Genomic DNA, 19,526 nt, shown 5'->3' on the forward strand with positions numbered 1-19,526 from the left:
CCGAGGACCGGGTCACCTTCGAGGGCGACTACTACCAGCTCGACCGGGCGACCATCTACGACAAGCCGTCGACCCCGGTCCCGATCTACCTGGCCGGCAGTGGCCCGGCCGCGACCAAGTACGCCGGCCGTGCCGGTGACGGCTACATCACCACCTCCGGCAAGGGCGCCGAGCTCTACACGGACACGCTGCTCCCGGCGGTGCGCACCGGCATCGAGCTCTCCGAGCGCAAGCCGGCGGACGTGGACATGATGATCGAGGTCAAGGTCTCCTTCGACCACGACCTCGAGCAGGCGATGGAGGCCACCCGTTTCTGGGGCGCCCTCGGACTGACGCCGGAGCAGAAGCACTCCGTCGAGGACCCGGTCGAGATGCAGCGCCTCGCCGACGCGCTGCCGACCGAGGCGACTGCCAAGCGGTTCATCGTCTCCACCGACCCCGACGAGCACGTCGCGCGGATCAAGGAATACCTCGACATGGGCTTCACCCACCTGGTCTTCCACGCGCCGGGCCCGGACCAGGCGAAGTTCCTGAAGCTCTATGGTGAGGAGATCCTCCCCAAGCTCCGCGCTCTCAGCTGATCGGACTGGCTGAGCCGCGCGGACCCAGGGCCGCAGAGTAGCCAGGACCCCGGCTCGGGAATCAGAAGCCGGGGCCCTGGGAGGACCGCCCCACATACGTCGTACGCCGCCCGGATGAGTTGCGTTGCACCTGTTTGTGATTGCTTGCGAAATTCGTTCGGACCTGGTCGCCTGGGGCCCTACGCTCGCCAGGCATGAGCCTGATGACCGACCCGTTCGTCGACGCCGCCGAGAAGCACCGGCGCGAGCTGAGGGTGCACTGCTACCGGATGGTGGCGAGCTTCGACGAGGCCGAGGACCTGGTGCAGGAGACCATGGTCAAGGCCTGGCAGCGGCGCGACCAGCTGACCGACCCCGACGCGATGCGCGCCTGGCTCTACCGGATCGCGACGAACACCTGCCTCGACTTCCTGCGTCGCAACGAGCGACGGCCCAGGACGTACGCAGCGCTGCCGGGTTTCGACCACGGCGCCGGTGAGCCCCCGGAGCTGCTCGAGTGGCTGCAGCCGTTCCCCGACGCGCTCCTCGAACCGGAGCGGCCGGAGGAGGAGGCGGTCGCACGGGAGACGATCGAGCTGGTCTTCCTCACCGCGATCCAGCACCTGACCGCGCAGCAGCGGGCGGTGTTCGTCTTCCGCGAGGTGCTCGGCTGGTCGGCCGCCGACACCGCCGCCGCACTCGACGTCACCGTCGCGACCGTGAACTCGCTGCTGCAGCGGGCCAAGCCGGCGCTGCGCCGCCATCTGCCCGAGGACCGGTCGACGTGGCGTACCGAGGGTCCGTCCGAGGAGGAGCGGAAGGTCATCGACGCCTACGTCGCGGCCGGAGCGAGCAACTGGCGCGAGGGCATCGCCGAGCTGCTGACCAGCGACGCGGTGCTGACGATGCCGCCGAACCCGTTCTGGTTCACGACGCGCGACGCGCTGCTGTCGTTCGTGCTCCCCAACCTCGACCCGTCCTCACCGACCTACCTCGGCGAATGGCGGTTCATCCCGGCCAGCGCCAACCGGATGCCGGCGGTCGCGGGCTACGTACGCCGACCGGGCACGACGATCTACCGCCCGCAGACGCTCGACGTGCTGCGGGTCGTCGACGGCCGGCTCGCCCAGATCACCACCTTCGAGCCGCACCTCTTCCCCGCATTCGGGCTTCCGCAGGCACTCTCCTGAGAAAAGTTCGGGCCGACCCGATGAGTGCCCGGGGTCGCGTACGTCCTAACGGGCAGATCACGCACACCAGGTGCGCGACGAGAGCGCAGGAGACATCATGAACGCACAGCTTCAGGACCGCACCGCCATCGTCTGGGGCGGCGCGGGCGACATCGGCTCGACGACCGCGAAGGCCTTCGCCGAGGCGGGCGCCAAGGTCTATCTCGCCGGCCGCACCGAGGCCACCCTCGCGGCCAGGGCCGCGGAGGTCGGCGCGGTCGGCTACGGGGTGGTCGACATCCTCGACGAGGACGCCGTGGTCGCCTTCGTCGGGCGGGTCGTCGAAGAGACGGGCTCGCTCGACATCTCGTTCAACGTCGCCGACCGCGGCGACATCCAGGGGCAGACGCTGCTGGAGATCGCGGCGGCCGACTACACCCAACCGGTCGTACGCGGCATCGCCGGCTCGTTCCACACCGCCCGCGCGGCGGCCCGGCAGATGGTCGCGCAGGGCCGCGGCGTCGTGCTCGCTCTCGACTCCGGCTCCGCCCGCGGCTCCGCGCCCGGCATGGGTGGGACCAGCGCTGCCGACGGTGCCCTCGACGCGCTCGTGCGCGACCTGGCCGCCGAGGTCGGACCCTCGGGCGTACGCGTCGCCGGTATCTGGACCGCCGGGATCACCGAGACCTTCACCGCCGAGAAGTTCGAGCGGGTCCTCGGGACGCGCCTCCCGGAGGAGGCCCTCGACGGGATCCGGGCGAACCTCGACGGCCTGCGGATGACCAAGCGGTCGCCGCGGCTGAAGGAGGTCGCCGACACGGCGACCTTCCTCGCCTCCGACGGCGCCGGCGCCATCACCGGCACCTGGCTCAACGTGAGCAGTGGCATGTACCCGAGCTGAGCTCTCAGGTGCGCCAGGAGTCCCAGAGCCTCGCGTAGGACCCGCCCGCGGCGACGAGCTCGTCGTGGGGGCCGAACTCGGTGATCCGGCCGTCCTCGACCACGGCGACTCGGTCGGCGTCATGGGCGGAGAAGAGCCGGTGGGCGATCGCGATGACCGTTCGTCCCTCCAGCACCGCGGCCAGCGACCGCTCCAGATGCCGGGCGGCGCGGGGGTCGATCAGCGAGGTCGCCTCGTCCAGCACCAGAGTGTGCGGGTCGGCGAGGACGAGCCGGGCCAGGGCGATCTGCTGGGCCTGCGGCGCGGTCAGGGCCCGACCGCCGGAGCCGACCTCGGTGTCCAGGCCGTCCGGGAGGCCCCAGACCCACTCGCGGGCGTCCACCGCCGCCAGGGCGTCGAGCACGTCGGTGTCCGAGGCCCCCGGGCGCGCCAGGACCAGGTTGTCGCGCACGGTCCCCGCGAAGACGTGGTGCTCCTGGGTGACCAGCGCGACGTGTCCGCGCAGCTCGTCGAGCGGGAGGTCGACCAGCGGCACGTCACCCACCGTCACGGCTCCCGTACGCGGCGGATGGATGCCCGCGAGCAGCCGCCCGAGCGTCGACTTGCCGGCGCCGGAGGGCCCGACCATGGCCACCCGCTCGCCGACCCCGACGTCCATCGAGATCCCGTGGAGGACATCGCGGTCCTCGACGTACGAGAACCTCACCTCAGAGGCTGCGATCTTCTCATCAGCGGGCTGGGCGCCGGTGGCCACGCGGTCGTCGGGAACGTGCGCGACACCGAGGAGTCGAGCCAGGGACGTGTTGCCCATCTGCAGCTCGTCGAGGATCGAGACGATCCGGTTGACGGGGTCGATCAGCATCTGGACGTACAGCGTCGCCGCGGTCACGTCGCCGAGCGAGCAGACCCCCTGGGTGTAGAGCCAGCCGCCGAACAGCAGCGTGGCGACCGTCGGGACGAGGTAGGAGACCTCCATCGCGGGGAAGAAGACCGTACGCAGGAACAGCGTGTAGCGCTCGGCGCGGAACGATTCCGCGATGTCGGCGTCGCCGGCCTCGATCCTGGCCCGCTGGAGGCCGAGCGCCTCGATCGTGCGGGAGCCCTCGGCGGTCTCGGTGAGCGTCGAGTTGATCTGGGAGTAGGTCGCCGACTCGCGCAGGTAGCCGTCCTTGGCGCGGCGCAGATACCAGCGCAGGCCGATCACGAGCGCCGGCACGCCGAGCAGGCACGGCAGCGCGACCCACCAGCCGACGGTGAGCGCGGCGACGAGCGTCGCGACCGCGGTCAGACAGGCGATGGTCCATTCGGGCAGCGCGTAGCGGATCGACCAGTTGAGCTGGTCGACGTCGCGACCGGTGCGGGTCAGCAGGTCGCCGGAGCCGGCTTCCTCGACGGTTCCCAGGGGGAGCGCCAGGGTGTTCTCGACGAACTCCTCGCGCAGCTCGGCCAGCACCTGCTCGCCCAGCACCTGGGAGAGGAGCCGGGCGTACCGGGTGAGCAGCACCTGGACCACGAGGAATCCGGCCAGGAGTGCCAGCAGGAGGTCGACGTGTCCTGTTGTCGTGCCCGTCTCGACCGACTCGACCAGGTCGCCGATCAGGCGCGGCGGCGCCAGCGCGGCGCCCGCGGCGAGCAGGTGCAGGCTCAGCGCACCCCAGAGCATCCGCGGGTGGCGGCGGGCCAGGGTGGCGACATAGGCGCGTACGTCCTTGTCCGTCGCCACCGGGAGCGCGGTCGTCACGACGTGGCCTCCTGTACGTCCTGTACGTCTCGGACGACCACACGGCGGTAGCCGGGGCAGCTGTTGAGCAGGTCGTGGTGCGTCCCCGTGGCGGAGACAGTGCCGTCCTCCAGGAAGACGACCACGTCCGCGGTGTCGAGCAGCAGCGGGCTGGTGGTGGTGACGACGGTCGTACGCCCGTCTCGGTGCGCCCTCAGCCGGGAGGCGATCCGGGCCTCGGTGTGCGCGTCGACCGCGGAGGTCGGCTCGACGAGGATCAGGATCTCCGGGTCGACGGTGAGCACTCGCGCCAGCGTCAGCCGCTGGCGCTGACCACCGGAGAGACTGCGGCCGCGTTCGGTCACCTGGGCGCGATAGCCGTCGGGGAGCGCCTCCAGGATGTCCTCGGCGGACGCCGTGTGCACCGCTGCCTCGGCGCCGGTCCGGCCGGCCCGGCCGGTGACGTCGAGGACCTCGCCCAACGGGCCGGAGAAGAGCTGGGCGCCGGTGTCGGAGACGACGATCCGGCTGCGTACGTCCTCCAGCGGCAGGTCGCGAAGAGGTGCTCCCCCTAAACTCACTGCTGCATCAGTAAGTTTGTCCGGAGGGGATATCCGGCCGAGCCGATCGGCGAGGTGAGAGGTGTCGTCGGGCCGCTCGGAGACCAGCGCGGTCAACCGCCCCGGCTCGATGCACAGCCCCGAGGCGGCGTCGCGCAGCTCAGACCCCGCGGGAGGCATCGGCAGCGGCGCGTCTGGGCAGCTCGAATCTGGGCAGCCCGAATCTGGGGAGACGTGGTCCGGGTCCAGCGCGAGGACCTTGACGAGCCGCATGGCCGAGACCCTGGCGCGGATCAGCTTGTTGGCGTACTCCACGACCGTCCGCAGCGGCAGCATCAGGAACGCGGCGTAGCCGTAGAACGCGACCAGCTGCCCCGCGGTGATCTCGCCGGCGACCGCCATCCGCGCGCCGAGCCACACCACGGCGACGACGAACAGCCCGGGCAGCAGGATCTGCATCGCGTCGAGCACCGACTGCAGCCGCGCGACGCGGACCCCGGCGTGGCGTACGTCCTGGGACTGGCGCCGATAGCGCGCGCCGAAGACCTCCTCACCACCGATCCCGCGCAGGACCCGCAGGCCGCCCACGATGTCGGACGCGGTGTTGGACAGCTCGCCCATCAGGTGACGCTGGTCGGCCGAGACCCTCTGCAGCGGCGATAGCAGCGGGCCGACGAGAAGCACGACGAGCGGTACGCCGATCAGCACCACCAGCCCGAGCGTGACCGAGGTCTGCAGCAGGACGACGGCGACGATGACGAAGGAGACCACCGCGCCGGAGAACCGGGCGGAGACGTCCATGACCTGACCGATGTGGGACAGGTCGGAGGTGCCGATCGCGGCGACCTCACCGGTCGAGACCTTGCGGGGCAGAGATGCGCCGAGACGTACGGACTGCCGGGTCACCAGCTGCACGACCCGGTAGGCCGCGGTCAGCCAGTTGGTCACCGCGAACCGATGGCGCATGATCCCGGCGACCGCCTGTACGAGGCCGACGCCGAGCAGCACGGCCGCGTAGACGGCGAGCGTGGGTACGTCCTTGGTCGCCACGCCCTCGTCGATCGCCCGCCCGATCACGAGCGGCATCATCGCCTGGGCGCTCATCCAGACGATCCCGAAGAACATCCCGCCCAGCAGGGTGTCCCACTGCTCCCGCGCCATCCACCACAGGAGCCGGCCGGGGGACCGATGGTCCGCGACCCCGGGATGGTCAAGAGGGAGGCTGCGCACCTGGCCGATTATCAGCATCCCGGGACGTGGTTGCGAATGGTTTTCCTGGCACCGGAACCTCGCGGGTTATGGTTCGCGACATGTCCTGGACCAGGGGTGAGCGGCTCACCGACGCACATCGGGAGCGGCTCATCGCCGCCGGGCTCGCGCCGGAGGTGCTCCTCGGGCTCGAGCTGCGTGAGATCACCGGACCGTTGCCGGAGTGGTGGCACGAGGGCGGCAACGCGATCTACCTGCGCGACGGGTTCCCGCTCGATCCTCGGCTGATCGAGCTGCTCGGCTTCTACCCGTTCTCGGACGCCCTGATCGTCGTGGCCACCGACATCACCTCGATGCAGGCGCTGCTGGTCGGCGGCGACTCGCCGACGATCTTCGTCGGTCCGGACACGAGCATGGTCTGGGGCGAGATCTACTGCGGCGGCGGCTCCTCGGTGATCCTCTCCGGCGGCCTCGTCGCCACCTCCCGCGCCCAGATCGACGCCCGCAACGGCGGCTCCATCGTCGCGGCCCCCGACCAGCTCTGGGCCGCCAACGTCTATGTCGCCACCGACGACATGCATCGCCTCGAGGACGGCGAGACCGGCCGGCGCATCAATCCGTACGGCGCCCATATCCGTCTCGGCGAGCACGTCTGGCTCGGCCGCGACGCCATCGTCACCGGCCACGTCGAGATCGGCGACGGTGCCGTCGTCGGCATGCGCGCCATGGTCCGCAACCAGAAGATCGAACCACGTACGGCCGTAGCCGGCGTCCCCGCCCGCCTCATCCGCGAGAACGTCATCTGGTCGGGCGAGGACACTCCCTGACGCTGCGCCCGCGTACAACCGAACGGCCCGACGCTCGTAACGTCCCATTCACGTTGTGCCCGCCGCGGCTTCGCTGCCGGACCGCACGCTGGATCCATGGCATCGGCCCACCGCCCCCTTGTGATCGGCCATCGCGGAGCGCCCGGCTATCTGCCGGAGCACTCGCTGGAGTCCTACCGTCTGGCGCTGCGCCAGGGCGTGGACGCGCTCGAGACCGACGTCGTGATGACCAAGGACGGCGTGATGGTGCTGCGCCACGAGAACGAGCTCTCCCGCACCACGGACGTGGCGGCGCACGCGGAGTTCGCCGGGCGTCGTACGACGAAGGTGGTCAGCGGCAAGAAGTGGACCGGCTGGTTCACCGAGGACTTCACCTTCCCCGAGCTGCTCAGCCTCGGTGCGCCGACGACGAGCCAGCCGATCATCACCCTCGACACGCTGCTCCTGCTCGTCGCCGACGAGTCGCAGCGCCGCGGCCGGCGGGTGGGTCTGCACGTGGAGGTCAAGCACCCGACGTACTTCGCCTCCATCGGCCTCCCCATCACCGAGACCCTCCTGCAGACCCTGGCCGACCACGGGGTCGACGGCTGGAACAGCCTCCCGGGGCTGCCCTCGCAGCGGCTGTGGCTGCAGAGCTTCGACGAGGCGTGGGTGCGGGAGATGAGCACCCGCACCGACCTCCCGCTGGTGCAGCTGGTGGACAAGAAATGGGGTGCGGTCGACTGCGCCGAGATCGCGACGTACGCCGACGCGGTCGGCCCCAAGAAGTCGATGGTCCGCAAGAAGGGACAGCCGGCGACCGGCCTCGCGGACGAGGCTCACCGGAACGATCTGATGGTCTTCGTCTGGACCCTGAAAGCCGGACGTGACCAGGCCGTTCGCCTCTTCGAGGCAGGTGTCGACGGGGTCTTCAGCGACTATCCCGACCGCCCCGTCGCCGCTCTGCGAGACATCACGGCGGCGCAGACGGCGTAGGTCGCCCCACGACGTAACCTTCTGGGCATGCCGCCTCTGAACGCCGACCGAGCGGTCCTGATCGCCGCCCGCGAGGTGCTGCTCCGGGACCCGCGCGCGACGATGGCCGCCGTCGCGGAGGAGGCCGGGATGGGGGTGGCCGGCCTCTATCGGCGCTACGCCAACAAGGAGTCGCTGCTGCGTGCGGTCGCCGCCGACAACTACCGCCGCCACATCGCCTTCGCGGAGGCGGCTCTGACCGACACCGCCGACCCGTGGCACGCGTTCACGACGTTCCTGCGGAACGTGCTCGACGACGGCCTTCCGCGGCTCACGCTCGCGCTACGCGGCGAGGTCACCTTCGACCAGGCTCTGCACGACCTCGACCGGCTCGCGACCGACACCACGAACCGCCTCCTGCGCGGTGCCCGTGGCAGCGGCATCCTCCGACCCGACGTCACCCGCGCCGACATCACCGTGCTCCTCGAGCAGATCGGTCGGATGGAGGTAGGAGATGACGTACGCAGCGCCGGCCTGCGCCGCCGCTACCTGACCCTCGTCTGCGACGGCCTGCGCGCCGAGGCTGCCGGCGGCCGGCTTCCCGGCCCGCCTCCCCGGGAGGCCGAGCTCGCCAGGCGCTGGACGGCAGCCGCGTCGGACGTCACTGCCTCCTGAGCATCGCCACGAGCAGCCCGACGGAGCCGCCGACGATCCAGGGCATCGGGAGCAGCCAGCGCAGGTCCTCGAGGCTGTCGATGGTGACGGTGTCGGAGACGATCAGGGCCCAGACGACGACGAAGGCTATGAACGCGAGGCCCATCACCAGGTGGCCGATGTTGACCGGGTGTCGGCCGGTGGGCTTCTCGGGGGAGGGGTGGTCCTCGAAGCGGGGCGGAGGGGCGTAGTCGTAGCTCACGGGGTGCTCCTCTCGGTCGTGTCGATGAAGCGTACGGCCCTGGGGTCGCTCTCCTCATAGACGTTGATCGCGCCGAGGTCGGCGTTGGCGGTCAGTCGAAGGTCGGCGTCCTCGGCGAGGCCGGGCTGGCTGCCTTCCTCGCCGGCGACATGGGTGCGGGTCAGGGTGAACCCGCCCAGGTCGCCGCGGGTCTCGTCGAAGACCTGTGCCTCGCCCAGGGAGTCGATCGAGGCGTCCACGGAGACCGTGGCGTCGTCGGGGACGATCACCGTGATCTCGCCGAACGAGCTGGTGACCGCGAGGTCGCGGCCGTCGAGCGTCTTCGGGTCGATGGCGCTCATGTCCAGCACGATCGCCCCCGCGCCGAACTCGTAGGAGCTCTCCAGAGCGGCGACGCTGCGGGGATGTGCCTCGATGCTGCTCCCGGTCTCCAGGTTGGAAGGGTCGATCATCGTCAGGGGAAGCGCGATGAGGGCCATCAGCCCGAGGAGGATCAGCCCGCCGGCGCGACCCCAGAAGGCGCCGAGGACGAGGAAACCGCCGAAGACGGCCAGCAGGGCCGCCGGGTAGGCGCTGGTCGGGACCGGCACCTGGTCGAGGACGTCGAGGAGCCCCAGCACGCCCACCACCAGGGCGGCGACCGCGACGGCGCGACCGAACAGCAGCGGCGGACGCCGACGGCCGGGCGGGACGGTCGGGATGATCGGGGCGTTCGGGTCGTAGGTTCCAGGAGCCCAAGGGTCCGGAAGATGCGACCTCCGGTGGTCGAGCTTGTCGAGACCAACGGTGGCACCCGCAGGCGCCGAACCAGCAGTCATCTGCCCATCGCGCTTGCGGCCCCACTTGCCACGGTTGGCGTACCAGACCGCGACGACGGCGAGCACCGCGAGCCAGAACCAGGGGACGTTGGTGTCACCGAACGCGTCGCCGAGCAGCGAGATCGCCGCGATCCCGCCGGCGATCCAGAGGAGGAGGTTGCGGGCGGGCGGCCCGACCGGGAGCATCCCGTCCTCGAAGCCGTCCTCGGGCACGAGCACCCAGGCGGCGACGTACACGATCCCGCCGGCACCCCCGAAGAAGACCGACACCACGAGCAGCACCCGCACCAGCAGCGGGTCGACGTTGAAATGGCGTGCGATCCCACCCGCGACGCCGGCGATGTGCCGTCCCTCCGGGGAGGCATGGGTCGTACGCCGCAGGCCACTGAGGTTGCGCAGCTGCTCGCCGCTGGGGCGAGGGCGCGGCTCGGGGGCAGGCGGAGGCGGCTCCTCGGAAGGAGGCAGCGGCGCCTCGGGCGGGATCGTCACACCCCTACTCTGTCTCCTCCGCGTCGCGCAGACCATCAGGGACGGCCCTGAGTTCTCATCGAGCCAGGATCAGGGTGAATCCTCATGGCACGGGCACACCGGAGGTGTGACGATGGAAGCATCATGACGACAACTCACGCGTCGACGGAGCCCCTGGCCCCGCCGCCACCGCCCCCGGAGCCGCCGGTACGCCGCGCCTACCGCGACACCGACGCCTCCGTGATCGGTGGTGTGGCCGCCGGCCTGGCCGAGCACCTGGGCCTGCCGGTGCTGGGCGTGCGCGCGTTCTTCGTCCTGACCGCCGTCTTCAGCGGGTTCGGCGTGCTGCTGTACGCCGCGCTGTGGATCTTCATCCCGGCCGCGCCCCTTCTCGAGCAGTCCACCCCCGGCGGCGAGAGCGCGACCCGTGGTGGCCGACGACCGTCCGCACGGACGGGCCGGGTCGACAAGGGGCCGACGATCGCGCTGCTGGCCCTCGGGTTCGGCGCCGTCGTGCTCTTCGACGCGATGCTCGGCGCCGGTGCGCTGATCTGGCCGGCGATGCTCGGAGTCGTCGGAGTCGCGCTGCTGTGGCGCCAGGCCGACGCCGCCCAGCGCGAGCGCTGGATCGACGGCAGCGGGCGGATCGACCTGGTGCGGATGGTCTTCGGAAAGGGCGGCTGGCAGGCGTACGTCCGGGTCGGCGTCGGCATCGGGCTGATGCTCTTCGCGGTGATCCTCGCCGGCGGCTCGCTCGACTTCGGCAACGGCACCGCGCTGATCATCGCCGGGCTGATCGTGCTCGGTGCGGGCTTCCTCGTCGTCGGGCCGTGGATGCACCAGCTGGCCAGCGACCTCGGCAGCGAGCGCGAGGAGCGGATCCGGTCGCAGGAGCGCGCCGACATGGCGGCGCACCTGCACGACTCCGTCCTCCAGACCCTCGCGCTGATCCAGCGCAACTCCGCCGATCCCGCGATGGTGCAGAAGCTCGCCCGTGCCCAGGAGCGCGACCTGCGCGAGTGGCTCTTCTCGACCCCCGCGGAGGCGGACGAGACCTTCGCGGCCGCCCTGAAGGCGGCCTCCGCCGAGGTCGAGGACGCCCACGGGGTGACCGTCGACGTGGTGGTCGTCGGCGACGGCCCCTTCGACGAGAGCGTGCGACCGATCGTCGCCGCCGCGCGCGAGGCCGTCACCAATGCCGCCAAGCACGCCGGCACCGGACGCGTCGATGTCTATGCTGAGGCGACCGAGGAGGCGTACGAGGTCTTCGTCCGCGACCGCGGGGAGGGCTTCGTCGTGGACGAGGTCTCCGGGGACCGGCATGGTGTACGAGACAGCATCATCGACCGGATGAGACGTCATGGCGGCTCCGCCGAGGTGAGATCCTCACCCGGTGAGGGCACCGAGGTGCGGCTGACGCAGCCTCGCACGAAGGAGGCTGGGTATGAAGAAGGCTGAGCTTGAAGGAGGACGGGTCAATGAGTGAGGTCAAGGTCGTCATCGTCGACGACCACGCGATGTTCCGGACCGGCGTACGCGCCGAGCTGAGCAGGTCGCCGGTGATCCGGATCGTCGGCGAGGCCGAGGACGTCGACACCGCGGTCAAGGCGATCGGCGAGGGCCAGCCCGACGTGGTGCTGCTCGACGTCCACCTTCCCGGCGGTGGTGGTGTCGAGGTGATGCGCAAGGCGCCGGCCGTCGACGGCTCACCGCGCTATCTAGCGCTGTCGGTCTCCGACGCCGCCGAGGACGTCATCGGCACCATCCGTGGCGGCGCGCGGGGGTATGTCACCAAGACCATCACCGGTTCCGAGCTGGTCGCCGCGATCCAGCGGGTGTCCGGGGGAGACGCCGTCTTCTCGCCGCGTCTGGCCGGGTTCGTGCTCGACGCCTTCGCGGGCACGATCGCGATCGCCGACATCGACGAGGACCTCGACCGCCTGACCGAGCGGGAGCGCGAGGTGATGCGCCTCATCGCCCGCGGCTACTCCTACAAGGAGGTCGCCGGCGAGCTGTTCATCTCGATCAAGACGGTCGAGACCCACATGTCCAACGTGCTGCGCAAGCTGCAGCTGTCCAGCCGGCACGAGCTCACTCGCTGGGCCAACGACCGCCGCCTGCTCTAGGCGGCGGCCGCCGGCTCAGGTCGGCTCAGGCCGGCTCTGGTGGGCGAGCCTCCATCAGGTGAGCGAGCTCGTCGGTCTCGGCGTCGGTCAACGTCGTGAAGGCGTCGTCGCGCAGGATCTGCAGCTTGCCGTCGGCGATGTCCAGGAACAGCCCGACCACGCGTACGTCCCGGTCGGCGAGGAGCTCTCCGAGCCGGTCGATCATCACCGCGACGTTGACCTGGGAGACCTGGTCGACCTCGCTGCGCCCGGCCGCGGCGGCAGCGGCGCCGACCGGGTGCCCGGCCTGCCACTCCTGGATCGCCGGTGCCGCGTGGCGCAGCCAGTCGCCGACCGGCCCGTCGGGCACCGTGCCGGCGCGGGTGCTCTCCAGAGCCGAGGTGATCGCCCCGCAGCGGGAGTGGCCGCAGACGACGACGGTGCCTACGCCGAGGTCGTCGACGCCGAACAGCATCGGCGCCGCGACCGAGCTGTCCGGGCTGCCCGGCTCCGGCACGAGGTTGCCCAACGTACGGACCGTCAGCAGGTCGCCGGGGCCGCTGGACGTGATCAGGTTCGGTACGACCCGGGAGTCCACGCAGGTCAGGAAGACAGCGTGCGGCTCCTGGGCGTCGGCGAGCCCTTCGTAGACCGGACGCAGCGGTGCCGCGTGGCGCCGGTGGTACTCCCGCACCCCGAGCGCCAGCGGGTGGTGCGGGTCGGTCCGATCAGGACGTACGTCCTGCCAGGCGCCCCACGGCAGCAGCGCGCGGGGGCTGATCGGAGGTGCCTTGAGGGGGCGTTCCTGCCGCGGCGCCTCGGCGCCGTGCGGACCCGCGCCGTGCGGACCGGTGTGCTCCACGAGCACGCTGCCACCGCCGGCCTCGTAGCGAGCACGCCAGTGGTCGAGCTGGTCGCGACCGGCTGGGTCGAGGTAGTCGACGAGGAGGTCGAGCTCGACCACCTGGCCCTCGGGGATCGTGTCGAGCCTGGTCATCAGCGTCGGCGTCGCCAGGAACGACAGGCTGCCGTGCACCTCGACCAGCCACTTCTCGCGGCCATCGGCGGCGTGGCCGCCCAGGCGTACGTCGATCCGTACGTGGACCAGCCGCCACAGCACCAGGGCGAGGGTGGCGACCAGTCCGATGAGCACGCCCTCGATGAGGTTGAGCGCGAGCACGCCGACCACGGTGAGCGCGTAGATCCACAGCTCGCCGCGGGCGTGCGCCTGGGAGATGTCGGCGGGCCTGACCAGGCCGGTGCCCATCATGATCAGCAGACCGGCCAGGGCCGCGAGCGGGATCTGCTCCACGAGCCCGACCAGGACGAGGGCGAAGAGGAGCACCCAGACGCCGTGCAGGATCGCGGACGCCCGGGTGCGTGCCCCGGCCGCGACGTTGGTCGAGCTGCGGACGATGACGCCGGTGATGGGGAGGCCGCCGAGAGCGCCGGAGGCGGAGTTGGCCAGGCCCTGGCCGAGGAGCTCGCGGTCCAGGTTGCTGCGCGGGCCGCCGTGCAGCCTGTCCACCGCGACCGCCGAGAGCAGGCTCTCGACGCTCGCGATCAGCGCGACGGTGAGCACCGCTCCGGCTACGGCGAGCGGGGTGCCCTCGGGCAGGGCGACCGAGCCGATCTCGTCCAGCAGGTCCCCGCCCAGCTGGACACGCTCGGCGCCGGGGAGCCAGGCCGCGGCGAGCAGGGTGAGTGCGACGATGGCCACCAGCTGGCCCGGCACCGCGCGGACCCGCTGCGGCAGGCGCGGCCAGGCGAGCAGGATGGCGATCACCCCGAGTCCGGCCAGGACGGCGTGGATGTTGGGCTCCTGGGCGTTGCCGACGATGTGCTGGATGTTCTCGAAGGCGCTGGACTGCGACCGGCCGCCCAGGGCGACGTTGAGCTGGCCCAGGACGATCGAGATCCCGATCGCGGCGAGCATCGCGCTGACCACGGTCGGGGAGATCGCCAGTGCGTAGCGTCCGAGCCGGGTGGCGCCGAGCACGATCTGGAGCACCCCGGCCATCAGGGTGATCGCGCAGGTGGCCTCCCACCCGAACTCGGCGACGATCTCGGCGACGACGACGGTGAGTCCGGCGGCCGGGCCGCTGACCTGCAACGGCGACCCGCCGAAGACACCGGCGACGATCCCGCCGACGGCGGCGGCGATCAGTCCGGCGGCGACCGGTGCGTCGGAGGCGACTGCGATGCCGAGCGAGAGGGGTACGGCGACGAGGAAGACGACCAGCGAGGCAGGTACGTCGAAGCGAACTGTCTGGCGAAGCCGGCCGAGCGGTCTGGACCGGCCTGTGGGCGGGGTCGGGTCAGGTGATGACACGTCAGAATCCTCCGTAAGGAGCCGAGATCGAAAGTGGCGGTCGTCAATCAGGCTAGACAGGTGTCCAAATTCTCCCCGGGGAGAACGTGGTCGAGGGGAAGCGAGCGCGAATCCGCCGGGCACGGGAGCCGCCGTCGGGCCCTCGGGTAAAGGGCTCTAGCATGAGCCCATGGAGATCGTGCGGCACGTCCTGCTCGTCATTCACCTGCTCGGCTTCGCCGCGCTCTTCGGCGGTCTGCTGGTGCAGATCAAGGCCCCGGACAAGGTCGCCAACGGCCTCATGCGCGACGGCTCGGGCACCGCGTTCCTGGCGGGTCTGCTGCTCGTCGGCGTCCTCGAGATGGGCGACGGTCCGGTCGACCACGCCAAGATCGGCGTGAAGCTCGTCATCGGCCTGGTCATCCTCGGCCTGGTGATGTCGCAGCTGCGCAAGCCCAAGATCGCGGACGGGCTCTACTGGACCATCTTCGGCCTGTCGATCATCAACGTCTGCGTCGCGGTCTTCTGGTCCTCGGCGCACGTCGCGGCGTAGGGCCGCCCTACTGCCCGTCGTCCTCGAGCGCCAGGGTGAGGCGCTTGAGGAGCCCAGCGAGGGTCTTGCGCTCGGTGGGGTTCAGGCCGGCGAGGAGATCGTCCTCGTAGTGGCCGCGAAGCGCCATCGCCTCCCGCCAGATCTTGGTGCCGGCGGTGGTGGTCTCGACGTGTACGCGGCGCCGGTCGTCGGGGTCTGCCCGCCGCTGGATCCAGCCGGCCTTCTCGAGCGAGTCCAGGCGGCCGGTGAGACCCGCGTTGCTCATCCCGAGGTCCTCGGCGAGCGCCGACGGGCTGGCCTGGCCGGGCGTGTCCCGGATCATCAGCTCGTGGAGCGTGTCGTACTCGAAGTCCTGGAGGCCGACGGCGTTCACGGCCTCCTGCTTGGTCGTACGCAGGTGCTTCATGATCCGGCTGATCCGCACCGTGATCGCCTCGATGTCGTCATCGAACGCCACATCGATCCAGTGGTCGCGCCAGCGTGCGACGTGACGGTCGGCCCAGTCGTCCTTCTCCACGGCGCCGATCGTACGGGAGTATTTCACTGGCGAATAGTTCGCTGGCGAACTATTGTCCGAGTCATGACGACCCTCGACCCCGTGCGCCAGCGCGGCGGCGTGCTCCGGCACCGCGACTTCCGCCTCCTCGCCGCGGGCGGCGCGATCAGCATGATCGGCAACGGCATCACCCCGGTCGCGCTGGCGTTCGCGGTGATCGACCTGGGCGGGTCGGCCGCCGAGCTCGGGCTGGTGGTGGCGTCGTTCGCGACCGCGGAGGTCGCCGCCACGCTCCTCGGTGGCGTGCTGGGCGACCGGGTCTCGCGCAAGCTGATGATGGAGGGCACCTCGGCGGCCAGCGCCCTGGTCCAGGTGGCGCTCGCGGTCGCGCTGATCGGGGGGTTCGCCTCCATCCCCGCGCTCGTGGTCGCCGGGGTGGTCACCGGCATCCTCGGTGCCCTCAACCGGCCGTCCTCGCAGGCGATGACCCGGTTCACCGTGCCCGCCGACGAGGTCGCCCACGCGGTGCCCGCACGGGCGCTGGCCAACCAGCTGGGCATGACGGTGGGTTATGCGCTCGGCGGCATCCTCGTCTCGGTGGTCGGCTCCGGCTGGTCGATCATGATCGACGCCGCGACCTTCGCCGTCGCGGCGGTCTGCTTCGCGCTGATGCGGGTCGCCCACATCCGCCCGGACGGCCCGCGCGAGTCGATGCTCGCGGATCTGGGCGATGGTGCCCGCGAGGTGCTCCGGCACACCTGGCTGTGGCTGCTGATCCTCCAGGCGCTGCTCTACCACCTCTTCTACGGCGGCGCGCAGGGCGTGCTCGGCCCGATCGTCGTCGGGGAGGGCATGAACCGTTCCGCCTGGGGCATCGCGATGGCCACGATGATGGCCGGCTTCGTCGTCGGTGGCCTGATCTGTCTGCGCTGGCGCCCGCGAAGGTCGTTGTACGCCGGCACTGCGCTGCTCGCGATGACCGCGCTGTTCCCGATCGCGATGGCCGTCGCGGACACGCCCACGCTGGTGTGGGTCGGAGCCTTCCTGCACGGTGTCGGGCTCTCGATCTTCTCGGTCTTCTGGGACCTCGCGATCCAGCAGCAGATCCCCGAGGACAAGCTCTCCCGGGTCTACTCCTTCGATCTCGTCGGCTCCTTCATCGCGCGCCCCGTCGGGATCGCACTCACCGGCCCGGTCGCCGAGGCGGTCGGCTTCGGCACCTGGCTCCTCGTCGTCGCCGCCGTGATCGGCGGCTCCTCCCTGCTCGCGCTCTTCTCCCGGGACGTACGTCATCTTCAGCGTCTCCCGTGAGGCCTGACTTGTCGGTGCCAGCGCCTAGGGTGGAGCCAGTATGAGTACGCCTGACCAGACCCCACTCGCTTCCATTCCGGGCCTCGAGGCCTTCGCCTCCGCGCAGCCGGCCGACGAGCCGCGTACGAAACGTGGTGGGCCGAGCGCCGAAGAGCTCCTCGACGGGCTCAACGAGCCGCAGAAGGCGGCCGTTCAGCATCGAGGCAACTCGCTCCTGGTCGTCGCCGGGGCCGGGTCCGGCAAGACCCGTGTCCTCACTCGTCGGATCGCGTGGCTGATCTCCCAGCGCGGCGCCCATCCCGGCAGCATCCTGGCGATCACCTTCACCAACAAGGCCGCCGCGGAGATGAAGGAGCGCGTCGAGGACCTGGTCGGCAAGCGCGCCCGGATCATGTGGGTCAGCACCTTCCACAGCGCCTGCGTGCGGATCCTGCGCAAGGAGATCACAGTGCTCAACAAGTCTGGGGTCGGCCTGAAGTCCAACTTCAGTATCTACGACGCCCAGGACCAGAAGCGGCTGATGCAGCTGGTGCTGAGTGATCTCGACCTGGACCCGCGCCAATACCAGCCCGGCCAGGTGCTCAACTGGGTCAGCGACCAGAAGAACGAGCTGCGCGACGTCGAGGCCGCCGAGAAGGACGCGCGCAACCATCTGGAGCAGACCTATGTCGCGGCGTACAAGGAGTATCAGAAGCGCCTTCGTCAGGCGAACGCCCTCGACTTCGACGACCTGATCATGTCCACCGTCGAGCTCTTCCGGGCCTACCCGGAGGTGCGTGAGGTCTATCGGCGACGCTTCCGGCACGTGCTGGTCGACGAGTACCAGGACACCAACCACGCTCAGTACGCCCTGGTTCACGAGCTCTGCGCCGACTCCATGGACGACACCGCGCTGACCGATTCCTATGCGGCCGAGGCTCACGCCGAGGAGGCTCCGCGCACCGAGCCGGCGGAGCTGATGGTCGTCGGTGACGCCGACCAGTCGATCTATGCGTTCCGCGGCGCCAACATCCGCAACATCCTCGACTTCGAGCAGGACTTCCCCGACGCGACGACGATCCTGCTGGAGCAGAACTATCGCTCCACCCAGACGATCCTCACCGCCGCCAACGCGGTCATCAAGCACAACAAAGGTCGCAAGGAGAAGGCGCTGTGGAGCGATGCCGGCAACGGCGAGCGGATCGTCGGCTACGTCGCCGATGACGAGCGCGACGAGGCCCGGTTCGTCTCCGACGAGATCGACAAGCTCGTCGACTCCGGGCTCAAGGCAGCCGACGTGGCCGTCTTCTACCGCACCAACGCCCAGTCGCGTGTCTTCGAGGAGGTGTTCATCCGCACCGGCCAGCCCTACAAGGTGGTCGGTGGGGTGCGCTTCTACGAGCGCAAGGAGGTGCGCGACGCACTGGCGTATCTGCGCATGCTTGCCAACCCCGACGACCAGATCTCGCTGAGAAGGATCCTCAACACCCCCAAGCGTGGCATCGGCGACCGTGCGGTGGCCTGCGTCAACGCGCTGGCCGAGCGCGACCAGATGACCTTCTGGGAGGCGCTGCAGAAGGCCGAGGACGCTCCCGGCCTCGCCACCCGCAGCCTGACCAACATCAAGGGGTTCGTCGCGATGGTCGAGGAGCTGCTCCAGATGGTCGCGGCCGGTGAGCGCGCCGACGTCATCCTGGAGACGGTGCTCGACCGCTCCGGCTACCTGGTCTCGCTGGAGGAGTCCGACGACCCGCAGGACGAGACCCGCGTGGAGAACCTCGCCGAGCTCGTCGCGGTGTCCCGAGAGTTCGCCGACGACCCCGTCGCGGCCCCGAGCGCCGACCCGGCCGAGGTCGACGCAGGCACGGTCGAGCCCGGGCTCGCCGACTTCCTCGAGCGGGTCGCCCTGGTCGCCGACACCGACCAGATCCCCGACGACGAGGACGGTGTGGTCACCCTGATGACGCTCCACACCGCCAAGGGCCTGGAGTTCCCCGCGGTCTTCCTCACCGGCATGGAGGACGGCGTCTTCCCACACTCGAGGGCCCTCGGTGACGGCACCGAGCTGGAGGAGGAGCGCCGGCTGGCGTACGTCGGGATCACCCGCGCAGAGCAGCGGCTCTTCATCTCGCGCGCCGTCGTTCGGTCTGCCTGGGGCGCGCCCTCACACAACCCCGGCAGCCGCTTCCTCGACGAGCTCCCGGTCGACCTGGTCGACTGGCGGCGTACGGAGAAGGAGATGAGCTCGTGGGGCCGGCCGAGCTTCGCGAACGATCGCTGGAGCGATGGCCAGCGTCTGGGGCAGCCCACCGCCGCGGGCCGTCGCAACTTCTCCTCGGCCGCGCTTCGAGCCGACGCCGCGGCGAAGTCGAAGCCGGCCCGCGCGGTCCCGTCCCTCGACCCCGGCGACCGTGTCACCCACGACTCCTTCGGTCTCGGCACCGTCGTCACCATGGAGGGCTCGGGTGACAAGCAGGTCGCGAGCATCGACTTCGGCGACAAGGGCGTCAAGCGCCTGCTGCTCCGCTACGCGCCGGTCGAGAAGCTGTGATTCGGGGTAGGTGAAGGCTCGCGGCGTGGCTCTCTCGCTAGGCGGCTGTCTCCTCGTGGTTCGCCGAGTCGGCGCAACCGCACGCCTCGCTCGCTTCGCTTCGCTCCAAGGCGTGCAG

The 19,526-nt window shown here is 70.4% G+C and carries 17 protein-coding genes; 11 read left to right on the top strand and 6 right to left on the bottom strand.

The window, feature by feature from the left end:
- The 3 genes from ACRDPS_RS21555 to ACRDPS_RS21565 form a co-directional block, all read left to right on the top strand.
- Positions 1 to 581 (top strand): LLM class flavin-dependent oxidoreductase (locus ACRDPS_RS21555; RefSeq protein WP_431503714.1); only part of this gene is annotated, 581 nt, incomplete at its 5' end.
- Positions 582 to 775: 194 nt separating this feature from the next.
- Complete coding sequence (locus ACRDPS_RS21560; protein WP_431503715.1) at positions 776 to 1,750, top strand: RNA polymerase subunit sigma-70; 975 nt, start codon at positions 776 to 778, stop codon at positions 1,748 to 1,750.
- Between the two features lie 97 nt (positions 1,751 to 1,847).
- Complete coding sequence (locus ACRDPS_RS21565; protein ID WP_431503716.1) at positions 1,848 to 2,630, top strand: SDR family NAD(P)-dependent oxidoreductase; 783 nt, start codon at positions 1,848 to 1,850, stop codon at positions 2,628 to 2,630.
- Positions 2,631 to 2,634: 4 nt separating this feature from the next.
- Here ACRDPS_RS21565 and ACRDPS_RS21570 read toward each other — a convergent pair whose 3' ends face one another.
- Positions 2,635 to 4,371, bottom strand: coding sequence for an ABC transporter ATP-binding protein (locus ACRDPS_RS21570; protein WP_431503717.1), 1,737 nt, complete (start codon positions 4,369 to 4,371; stop codon positions 2,635 to 2,637).
- On the bottom strand, positions 4,368 to 6,140 hold the full coding sequence (locus tag ACRDPS_RS21575) for an ABC transporter ATP-binding protein (protein ID WP_431503718.1): 1,773 nt from the start codon (positions 6,138 to 6,140) through the stop codon (positions 4,368 to 4,370). The genes ACRDPS_RS21570 and ACRDPS_RS21575 overlap by 4 nt, the downstream gene beginning before the upstream one ends.
- Positions 6,141 to 6,220: 80 nt before the next feature.
- Between ACRDPS_RS21575 and ACRDPS_RS21580 the strand changes: the two genes are divergently transcribed.
- From ACRDPS_RS21580 to ACRDPS_RS21590, 3 genes are all read left to right on the top strand, one after another.
- Positions 6,221 to 6,946, top strand: a complete 726-nt coding sequence (locus tag ACRDPS_RS21580) for an acyltransferase (RefSeq protein WP_431503719.1) — start codon at positions 6,221 to 6,223, stop codon at positions 6,944 to 6,946.
- Between the two features lie 96 nt (positions 6,947 to 7,042).
- On the top strand, positions 7,043 to 7,921 hold the full coding sequence (locus tag ACRDPS_RS21585) for a glycerophosphodiester phosphodiesterase family protein (RefSeq protein WP_431503720.1): 879 nt from the start codon (positions 7,043 to 7,045) through the stop codon (positions 7,919 to 7,921).
- A gap of 27 nt (positions 7,922 to 7,948) precedes the next feature.
- Positions 7,949 to 8,575, top strand: coding sequence for a TetR/AcrR family transcriptional regulator (locus ACRDPS_RS21590; RefSeq protein ID WP_431503721.1), 627 nt, complete (start codon positions 7,949 to 7,951; stop codon positions 8,573 to 8,575).
- Here ACRDPS_RS21590 and ACRDPS_RS21595 read toward each other — a convergent pair.
- Both ACRDPS_RS21595 and ACRDPS_RS21600 read right to left on the bottom strand, forming a co-directional pair.
- Positions 8,562 to 8,816, bottom strand: coding sequence for a hypothetical protein (locus ACRDPS_RS21595; protein ID WP_431503722.1), 255 nt, complete (start codon positions 8,814 to 8,816; stop codon positions 8,562 to 8,564). The genes ACRDPS_RS21590 and ACRDPS_RS21595 overlap by 14 nt on opposite strands.
- Positions 8,813 to 10,123: a PspC domain-containing protein gene (locus ACRDPS_RS21600; protein ID WP_431503723.1), complete on the bottom strand. Its 1,311-nt coding sequence runs from the start codon at positions 10,121 to 10,123 to the stop codon at positions 8,813 to 8,815. The genes ACRDPS_RS21595 and ACRDPS_RS21600 overlap by 4 nt, the downstream gene beginning before the upstream one ends.
- Positions 10,124 to 10,246: 123 nt before the next feature.
- On the opposite strand from ACRDPS_RS21600, the gene ACRDPS_RS21605 reads away from it, so the two are divergent.
- Together ACRDPS_RS21605 and ACRDPS_RS21610 are read left to right on the top strand one after the other, a co-directional pair.
- On the top strand, positions 10,247 to 11,560 hold the full coding sequence (locus ACRDPS_RS21605; RefSeq protein WP_431503724.1) for an ATP-binding protein: 1,314 nt from the start codon (positions 10,247 to 10,249) through the stop codon (positions 11,558 to 11,560).
- A 20-nt stretch (positions 11,561 to 11,580) separates the two neighbouring features.
- The gene (locus ACRDPS_RS21610) at positions 11,581 to 12,228 is read left to right on the top strand and encodes a LuxR C-terminal-related transcriptional regulator (protein WP_431503725.1); all 648 of its coding nucleotides are present in this window, start codon (positions 11,581 to 11,583) and stop codon (positions 12,226 to 12,228) included.
- 25 nt (positions 12,229 to 12,253) lie between these two features.
- Here the strand turns inward: ACRDPS_RS21610 and ACRDPS_RS21615 are convergent, their stop codons facing one another.
- Entirely contained in the window at positions 12,254 to 14,539 is a 2,286-nt protein-coding gene (locus ACRDPS_RS21615; RefSeq protein WP_431503726.1) for a SulP family inorganic anion transporter, read from the bottom strand.
- Positions 14,540 to 14,708: 169 nt separating this feature from the next.
- Here ACRDPS_RS21615 and ACRDPS_RS21620 point away from each other — a divergent pair, with 169 nt between their 5' ends.
- The gene (locus ACRDPS_RS21620) at positions 14,709 to 15,071 is read left to right on the top strand and encodes a hypothetical protein (RefSeq protein ID WP_431503727.1); all 363 of its coding nucleotides are present in this window, start codon (positions 14,709 to 14,711) and stop codon (positions 15,069 to 15,071) included.
- Positions 15,072 to 15,078: 7 nt separating this feature from the next.
- Here the strand turns inward: ACRDPS_RS21620 and ACRDPS_RS21625 are convergent, their stop codons facing one another.
- Positions 15,079 to 15,615, bottom strand: coding sequence for a MarR family winged helix-turn-helix transcriptional regulator (locus ACRDPS_RS21625; protein ID WP_431503728.1), 537 nt, complete (start codon positions 15,613 to 15,615; stop codon positions 15,079 to 15,081).
- 36 nt (positions 15,616 to 15,651) lie between these two features.
- On the opposite strand from ACRDPS_RS21625, the gene ACRDPS_RS21630 reads away from it, so the two are divergent.
- Complete coding sequence (locus ACRDPS_RS21630) at positions 15,652 to 16,878, top strand: MFS transporter (protein ID WP_431503729.1); 1,227 nt, start codon at positions 15,652 to 15,654, stop codon at positions 16,876 to 16,878.
- Positions 16,879 to 16,918: 40 nt separating this feature from the next.
- Positions 16,919 to 19,408, top strand: a complete 2,490-nt coding sequence (pcrA, locus tag ACRDPS_RS21635; protein WP_431503730.1) for a DNA helicase PcrA — start codon at positions 16,919 to 16,921, stop codon at positions 19,406 to 19,408.
- Positions 19,409 to 19,526 lie beyond the last annotated feature (118 nt).

This window comes from Nocardioides sp., from assembly GCF_050699375.1.
Taxonomy (GTDB): Bacteria; Actinomycetota; Actinomycetes; order Propionibacteriales; family Nocardioidaceae; genus Nocardioides.

Excerpts from the sequence above, each read along its gene's own strand:
- ACRDPS_RS21560 (WP_431503715.1), top strand. The coding sequence starts at position 776 with ATGAGCCTGATGACCGACCCGTTCGTCGACGCCGCCGAGAAGCACCGG.
- ACRDPS_RS21565 (WP_431503716.1), top strand. The coding sequence starts at position 1,848 with ATGAACGCACAGCTTCAGGACCGCACCGCCATCGTCTGGGGCGGCGCG.
- ACRDPS_RS21580 (WP_431503719.1), top strand. The coding sequence starts at position 6,221 with ATGTCCTGGACCAGGGGTGAGCGGCTCACCGACGCACATCGGGAGCGG.
- ACRDPS_RS21585 (WP_431503720.1), top strand. The coding sequence starts at position 7,043 with ATGGCATCGGCCCACCGCCCCCTTGTGATCGGCCATCGCGGAGCGCCC.
- ACRDPS_RS21590 (WP_431503721.1), top strand. The coding sequence starts at position 7,949 with ATGCCGCCTCTGAACGCCGACCGAGCGGTCCTGATCGCCGCCCGCGAG.
- ACRDPS_RS21605 (WP_431503724.1), top strand. The coding sequence starts at position 10,247 with ATGACGACAACTCACGCGTCGACGGAGCCCCTGGCCCCGCCGCCACCG.
- ACRDPS_RS21610 (WP_431503725.1), top strand. The coding sequence starts at position 11,581 with ATGAGTGAGGTCAAGGTCGTCATCGTCGACGACCACGCGATGTTCCGG.
- ACRDPS_RS21620 (WP_431503727.1), top strand. The coding sequence starts at position 14,709 with ATGGAGATCGTGCGGCACGTCCTGCTCGTCATTCACCTGCTCGGCTTC.
- ACRDPS_RS21630 (WP_431503729.1), top strand. The coding sequence starts at position 15,652 with ATGACGACCCTCGACCCCGTGCGCCAGCGCGGCGGCGTGCTCCGGCAC.
- pcrA (WP_431503730.1), top strand. The coding sequence starts at position 16,919 with ATGAGTACGCCTGACCAGACCCCACTCGCTTCCATTCCGGGCCTCGAG.